General features: G+C 45.8%; 2 protein-coding genes, 2 tRNA genes and 3 rRNA genes. 6 read left to right on the plus strand and 1 reads right to left on the minus strand.

Annotated features, from left to right (window positions below; all coding sequences use genetic code 11):
- Window positions 1-202: 202 nt before the first annotated feature.
- The 6 genes from prfB (at window position 203) to rrf (ending at window position 6800) form a co-directional block, all read left to right on the plus strand.
- Window positions 203-1310 (plus strand): peptide chain release factor 2 gene (gene prfB / locus BM021_RS14025; RefSeq protein ID WP_143074360.1). Its coding sequence is split into 2 segments (ribosomal slippage): window positions 203-283 and window positions 285-1310, totalling 1107 coding nucleotides; the frame shifts between segments, so codons are not numbered across the junction.
- A 304-nt stretch (window positions 1311-1614) separates the two neighbouring features.
- Window positions 1615-3152: ribosomal RNA gene (locus BM021_RS14030) — 16S ribosomal RNA — on the plus strand.
- Between the two features lie 115 nt (window positions 3153-3267).
- Window positions 3268-3344 (plus strand) — tRNA-Ile (locus BM021_RS14035).
- 10 nt (window positions 3345-3354) lie between these two features.
- A tRNA-Ala gene (locus BM021_RS14040) sits at window positions 3355-3430 on the plus strand.
- A 215-nt stretch (window positions 3431-3645) separates the two neighbouring features.
- Window positions 3646-6583 (plus strand): 23S ribosomal RNA (locus BM021_RS14045).
- A gap of 104 nt (window positions 6584-6687) precedes the next feature.
- A 5S ribosomal RNA gene (gene rrf, locus BM021_RS14050) occupies window positions 6688-6800 on the plus strand.
- The 16S, 23S and 5S rRNA genes sit together here with 2 tRNA genes alongside, the layout of an rRNA operon.
- A gap of 89 nt (window positions 6801-6889) precedes the next feature.
- On the opposite strand, the gene BM021_RS14055 is transcribed toward rrf, so the two are convergent.
- Window positions 6890-7199: transposase (locus BM021_RS14055; protein WP_218147875.1), on the minus strand; the 310-nt coding region annotated here is incomplete at its 5' end.

Raw genomic sequence — 7199 nt, forward strand, 5'->3', positions numbered from 1 at the left:
AGGTTTAGTTAGATCTGTTGGGTACAATTTTCTTTCTATGTGAAATAATAAATATCCATCTTTCTATAATTACTTGAGTTTTGCAAACAGATTCTAAGAATTTTTCTGGTTGTAAAGGTAATATAGCTGAGTAAAGGTAATAGGCACTCAAGGTTTAAGTGCAGAACAGATATAATAAGAATTAAATTTTAGGAAGAAAATTATGGAAGCAGAGCAAATTAATGTAATCTCTAATCACCTTCAGGATTTGGATAACCGAGCAAATGAATTACGGAGGTTTCTTTGACTTCGATACCAAACAGACTCGATTAAATGAATTAACTCGATTACTTGAGGATCCAACTATCTGGAATAACAGCAAACGCACCCAAGAAATTGGTCGTGAGAAAAAACTGTTAGAAAATACGGTTGTTGCACTGGCGTTGATGGAGCAGCAATTACATGATGCTCAAGAGTTGTTCCAAATCGCTAAGGATGAAGCAGATGATGCAGCGTTGGAAAGTATCGCAATCGATGTCAGTAATGTAGAAAAAGCGATAGCAAATTTGGAATTTCGTCGCATGTTTTCTAATTCAATGGATCCAAATAACTGTTTTATAGATATTCAATCTGGTTCCGGCGGAACGGAAGCGCAAGATTGGGCAGCAATGCTGGAACGAATGTATTTACGCTATTGTGAGAGACAGGGGTTTAATGTCGAGATTCTGGAAGAGTCATGGGGTGATATTGCGGGCATTAAAAGTGCTAGTTTGAAAATATCCGGTGAATATGCTTATGGCTATTTGCGTACTGAGACAGGGGTGCATCGTCTGGTGAGAAAATCGCCATTTGATTCTGGCAACCGCCGACATACATCTTTTGCTAGCGTATTTGTGTATCCAGAAGTGGATGATACGATAGAAATTGAGATTAACCCGGCAGATCTAAGAATAGATACTTTTAGAGCTTCGGGAGCGGGTGGTCAGCATATTAACAAGACTGACTCTGCTATTCGCATCACCCATAATCCGACTGGAATAGTTGTGCAGTGTCAGAGTGGACGATCGCAGCACCGTAACAAAGCAGATGCGCTTGCCATGCTGAAATCAAGGTTATATGAAGCTGAGCTACGGAAGCGTAATGATGAAAAACAAGCGATAGAAGAAAACAAAACAGATATTGGCTGGGGGCATCAAATCCGATCTTATGTGTTGGATCAATCACGCATTAAAGATTTGCGAACAAATTTGGAGGTTGGTAATACACAGAATGTATTGGATGGAGATTTAAATGGTTTTATCGAAGCAAGCCTCAAGCAGGGGGTCAGATAAGATACTCGATAATATAATATGCAGATATTTGTATATTAATAATATTTTCCATATTGATAGGCTTTTATATAAAATTTCATAAAAAAAACTTGACCCGAAATACAGAGTCTGTATAATTCCGCTTCTCGCTGCTTAGCAACACTTAAAAAAGTAGCAATGTTCTTTAAAAAGATACAATCGATAGGTGTGAGTACTTAATATGGAAGTGAGCGTTGAAGCTCTAAAAAATTTAAGTGCTCGCAAGAGGAAAAGATATTGATTTATAAATCAATATTAAACGTCAAGCGAGAGTTTTAACAGAATTAAACTTAAGAGTTTGATCCTGGCTCAGATTGAACGCTGGCGGCATGCTTTACACATGCAAGTCGAACGGCAGCACGAGTGCTTGCACTTGGTGGCGAGTGGCGAACGGGTGAGTAATACATCGGAACGTGTCCTAAAGTGGGGGATAACGCATCGAAAGATGTGCTAATACCGCATATTCTCCGAAGAGGAAAGTAGGGGATCGAAAGACCTTATGCTTTTGGAGCGGCCGATGTCTGATTAGCTAGTTGGTGAGGTAAAGGCTTACCAAGGCGACGATCAGTAGTTGGTCTGAGAGGACGACCAGCCACACTGGGACTGAGACACGGCCCAGACTCCTACGGGAGGCAGCAGTGGGGAATTTTGGACAATGGGCGAAAGCCTGATCCAGCAATGCCGCGTGAGTGAAGAAGGCCTTCGGGTTGTAAAGCTCTTTCAGTTGAGAAGAAAAGGTTGTGGCTAATACTCACAACTTATGACGGTATCAACAGAAGAAGCACCGGCTAACTACGTGCCAGCAGCCGCGGTAATACGTAGGGTGCGAGCGTTAATCGGAATTACTGGGCGTAAAGGGTGCGCAGGCGGTTCTGTAAGTCAGATGTGAAATCCCCGGGCTTAACCTGGGAACTGCGTTTGAAACTACAGGGCTAGAGTGTGGCAGAGGGGGGTGGAATTCCATGTGTAGCAGTGAAATGCGTAGAGATATGGAAGAACATCGATGGCGAAGGCAGCCCCCTGGGTTAACACTGACGCTCAGGCACGAAAGCGTGGGGAGCAAACAGGATTAGATACCCTGGTAGTCCACGCCCTAAACTATGTCAACTAGTTGTCGGGCCTTACTAGGCTTGGTAACGTAGCTAACGCGTGAAGTTGACCGCCTGGGGAGTACGGTCGCAAGATTAAAACTCAAAGGAATTGACGGGGACCCGCACAAGCGGTGGATTATGTGGATTAATTCGATGCAACGCGAAAAACCTTACCTACCCTTGACATGTCAGGAAGTTTTCAGAGATGAATTCGTGCCCGAAAGGGAACCTGAACACAGGTGCTGCATGGCTGTCGTCAGCTCGTGTCGTGAGATGTTGGGTTAAGTCCCGCAACGAGCGCAACCCTTGTCATTAATTGCCATCATTTGGTTGGGCACTTTAATGAGACTGCCGGTGATAAACCGGAGGAAGGTGGGGATGACGTCAAGTCCTCATGGCCCTTATGGGTAGGGCTTCACACGTAATACAATGGCGCGTACAGAGGGTTGCCAACCCGCGAGGGGGAGCTAATCTCAGAAAGCGCGTCGTAGTCCGGATCGGAGTCTGCAACTCGACTCCGTGAAGTCGGAATCGCTAGTAATCGCGGATCAGCATGTCGCGGTGAATACGTTCCCGGGTCTTGTACACACCGCCCGTCACACCATGGGAGTGGGTTTCACCAGAAGCAGGTAGTCTAACCGCAAGGAGGGCGCCTACCACGGTGAGATTCATGACTGGGGTGAAGTCGTAACAAGGTAGCCGTAGGGGAACCTGCGGCTGGATCACCTCCTTTCAAGAGAATCCTGTTTAAGTACTCACAACCTATCGATTGTTTATAGGCAGAGTCAAAGTTTGTGTCTGCTGAGCTTACATATCTTACTGACAGATGGTGCTTAGACTTACAATTAGGGTCTGTAGCTCAGTTGGTTAGAGCACACGCTTGATAAGCGTGGGGTCGGTGGTTCAAGTCCACCCAGACCCACCAGCATGATAAAGGGGGTGTAGCTCAGCTGGGAGAGCACCTGCTTTGCAAGCAGGGGGTCATCGGTTCGATCCCGTTCACCTCCACCAAGATTAGTTTTTTTGACTTATATTAAATAAGGTTGAGAAATAGCGAGAGATAAGGGATGATTGCTGTCTATAGTTAGGTTTTTGTTCTTTAAAAAATTGGAAGAAGTAATATATTTTATTTATTAATTATTAATAAAATATTGGGTTAGATTGTATCTGTATTGCAAATATCGTAATGATGCCTATAGCACTTTTCTAAGTTATTAAAATTATAGGATCAAGTGAATAAGTGCATGTGGTGGATGCCTTGGCGATTACAGGCGATGAAGGACGCGGAAGTCTGCGAAAAGCTTCGGGGAGTTGACAAACAAACTTTGATCCGGAGATATCCGAATGGGGAAACCTGACTCTTGCTTAATTACCTTTGAATGCGAAAGAAGAGTTAATTGAGCAAGAGTCAACCTTGACTGAATATATAGGTCAAGTGTAGCGAACCTGGAGAACTGAAACATCTAAGTAACCAGAGGAAAAGAAATCAACCGAGATTCCCAAAGTAGTGGCGAGCGAAATGGGAGCAGCCTTCAATATTTAGCATTTGAGTTAATCAAATTTTCTGGAAAGTTAAGCCATAGTAGGTGATAGCCCTGTAGATGAAAATTCAAATGTGGAACTAAGATTGAGATAAGTAGAGCGGGACACGTGAAATCCTGCTTGAAGATGGGGGGACCATCCTCTAAGGCTAAATACTCGTAATCGACCGATAGTGAACAAGTACCGTGAGGGAAAGGTGAAAAGAACCCCGGAAGGGGAGTGAAATAGATCCTGAAACCGCATGCATACAAACAGTGGGAGCCTGATATCTTGGATATTGGGTGACTGCGTACCTTTTGTATAATGGGTCAGCGACTTACATTCAGTAGCAAGCTTAACCATATAGGGGAAGCGTAGCGAAAGCGAGTCTTAATAGGGCGTTTAGTTGCTGGGTGTAGACCCGAAACCAGATGATCTACTCATGGCCAGGATGAAGCGAGGGTAACACCTCGTGGAGGTCCGAACCCACTAATGTTGAAAAATTAGGGGATGAGCTGTGAGTAGGGGTGAAAGGCTAAACAAATCTGGAAATAGCTGGTTCTCTCCGAAAACTATTTAGGTAGTGCCTCACGTATCACCTCTGGGGGTAGAGCACTGTTATGGCTAGGGGGTCATTGAGACTTACCAAACCATTGCAAACTCCGAATACCAGAGAGTGTGAGCGTGGGAGACAGACATTGGGTGCTAACGTCCAGTGTCGAAAGGGAAACAACCCAGATCCTCAGCTAAGGTCCCAAAGACACAGTTAAGTGGGAAACGAGGTGGGAAGGCATAGACAGTCAGGAGATTGGCTTAGAAGCAGCCACTCTTTAAAGAAAGCGTAATAGCTCACTGATCGAGTCGTCCTGCGCGGAAGATGTAACGGGGCTCAAACTGTGCACCGAAGCTAGGAATTTACATTTTATGTAAGTGGTAGGAGAGCGTTCCGTAAGCCTGGGAAGGTGATCTGTAAAGATTGCTGGAGGTATCGGAAGTGCGAATGCTGACATGAGTAGCGATAAAGGGAGTGAAAGGCTTCCTCGCCGAAAACCCAAGGTTTCCTGTGCAACGTTCATCGGCGCAGGGTGAGTCGGCCCCTAAGGTGAGGCAGAAATGCGTAGCTGATGGGAAACTGGTTAAAATTCCAGTACCTTTGTTCAATGCGATGTGGGGACGGAGAAGGTTAGCTCAGCCAGGTGTTGGATGTCCTGGTTTAAGCGAGTAGGTATGTTGCTTAGGCAAATCCGGGCGACTAAGCCGAGACGTGATGACGCAACACTCTTCGGAGTGCCAAGTGAGTGATACCATGCTTCCAGGAAAAGCCACTAAGCTTCCAGTTGAATGAAGACCGTACCGTAAACCGACACAGGTGGGTAGGATGAGAATTCTAAGGCGCTTGAGAGAACTCAGGAGAAGGAACTCGGCAAAATAGCACCGTAACTTCGGGAAAAGGTGTGCCCTTTGTATGTGTAGTGCTTCTCGCACGAAGCAGAATAGGGTTGCAATGAAAGGGTGGCTGCGACTGTTTAATAAAAACATAGCACTCTGCAAACACGAAAGTGGACGTATAGAGTGTGACGCCTGCCCGGTGCCGGAAGGTTAAATGATGGGGTGCAAGCTCTTGATTGAAGCCCCGGTAAACGGCGGCCGTAACTATAACGGTCCTAAGGTAGCGAAATTCCTTGTCGGGTAAGTTCCGACCTGCACGAATGGCGTAACGATGGCCACACTGTCTCCTCCTGGGACTCAGCGAAGTTGAAATGTTTGTGAAGATGCAATCTCCCCGCGGCTAGACGGAAAGACCCCGTGCACCTTTACTGTAGCTTTACATTGGACTTTGATAACATCTGTGTAGGATAGGTGGGAGGCTTTGAAGTGAGTTCGCTAGAACTCATGGAGCCATCGTTGAAATACCACCCTGGTGTTGTTGAGGTTCTAACCTAGATCCATTATCTGGATTGGGGACCGTGTATGGTAGGCAGTTTGACTGGGGCGGTCTCCTCCCAAATTGTAACGGAGGAGTACGAAGGTACGCTAGGTACGGTCGGAAATCGTGCTGATAGTGCAATGGCAAAAGCGTGCTTGACTGCGAGACTGACAAGTCGAGCAGATGCGAAAGCAGGTCATAGTGATCCGGTGGTTCTGTATGGAAGGGCCATCGCTCAACGGATAAAAGGTACGCCGGGGATAACAGGCTGATTCCTCCCAAGAGTTCATATCGACGGGGGAGTTTGGCACCTCGATGTCGGCTCATCACATCCTGGGGCTGTAGTCGGTCCCAAGGGTATGGCTGTTCGCCATTTAAAGTGGTACGTGAGCTGGGTTTAAAACGTCGTGAGACAGTTTGGTCCCTATCTGCCGTGGGCGTTGGAAATTTGAGTGGACCTGCTCCTAGTACGAGAGGACCGGAGTGGACGCACCTCTGGTGTACCGGTTATGACGCCAGTCGTATCGCCGGGTAGCTAAGTGCGGACGAGATAACCGCTGAAAGCATCTAAGCGGGAAACTCTCCACAAGATAAAATCTCCCGAGAATTTAATTCTCCTAAAGGTTCGTCGAAGACTACGACGTTGATAGGTCGGGTGTGGAAGCATAGTAATATGTTAAGCTAACCGATACTAATTGACCGTGAGGCTTGATCCTATAATTTTAGTAACTTAGATATTATTTTTTTAGAATATCAATCTAATCTGATTACTTTTTTCAATATAGATAATAATAAGATTATTATCTATGATCTAGTTCCGCTTGGCGGCCATAGCGCTTTGGACCCACATCTTCCCATCTCGAACAGAATAGTGAAACGAAGCTGCGCCGATGATAGTGTGCATCCGCATGTGAAAGTAGGTAACCGCCAGGCACCTTATAAAGCCCCTCATTCTGTAATGAGGGGCTTTATTTTTTATGTAGAGACGATCTGAATAAAATAACGTGAGTTCGACATAAGGATCACATCAGTACGACTGGAAGAACTTGTGAGGATCTGATATCAAGGGAGGGTTTCTTCTCGCGGAATGTGTAAGCTACCAGCCCGGCTATCAGATTAACAAAGAAGTTAAATGGGCTACGATGACGGGAATGCCCGATTTGCGAGATGTTTTTCAGTTGATCGTTGACAGCCTCAATGATCGAGCGTTTACGCAACAAGAGTTTGTCAAATAGCAGCAACAACCTGTTTTTCATGTTCCTGCGCACCCTGGTGACGAGCTGCACGCCCTGTTCCCACAATTGCTCAAGGAGCGTTTGAGAGATGTATCCC

This window comes from Nitrosomonas sp. Nm166 (assembly GCF_900112825.1).
GTDB lineage: Bacteria > Pseudomonadota > Gammaproteobacteria > Burkholderiales > Nitrosomonadaceae > Nitrosomonas.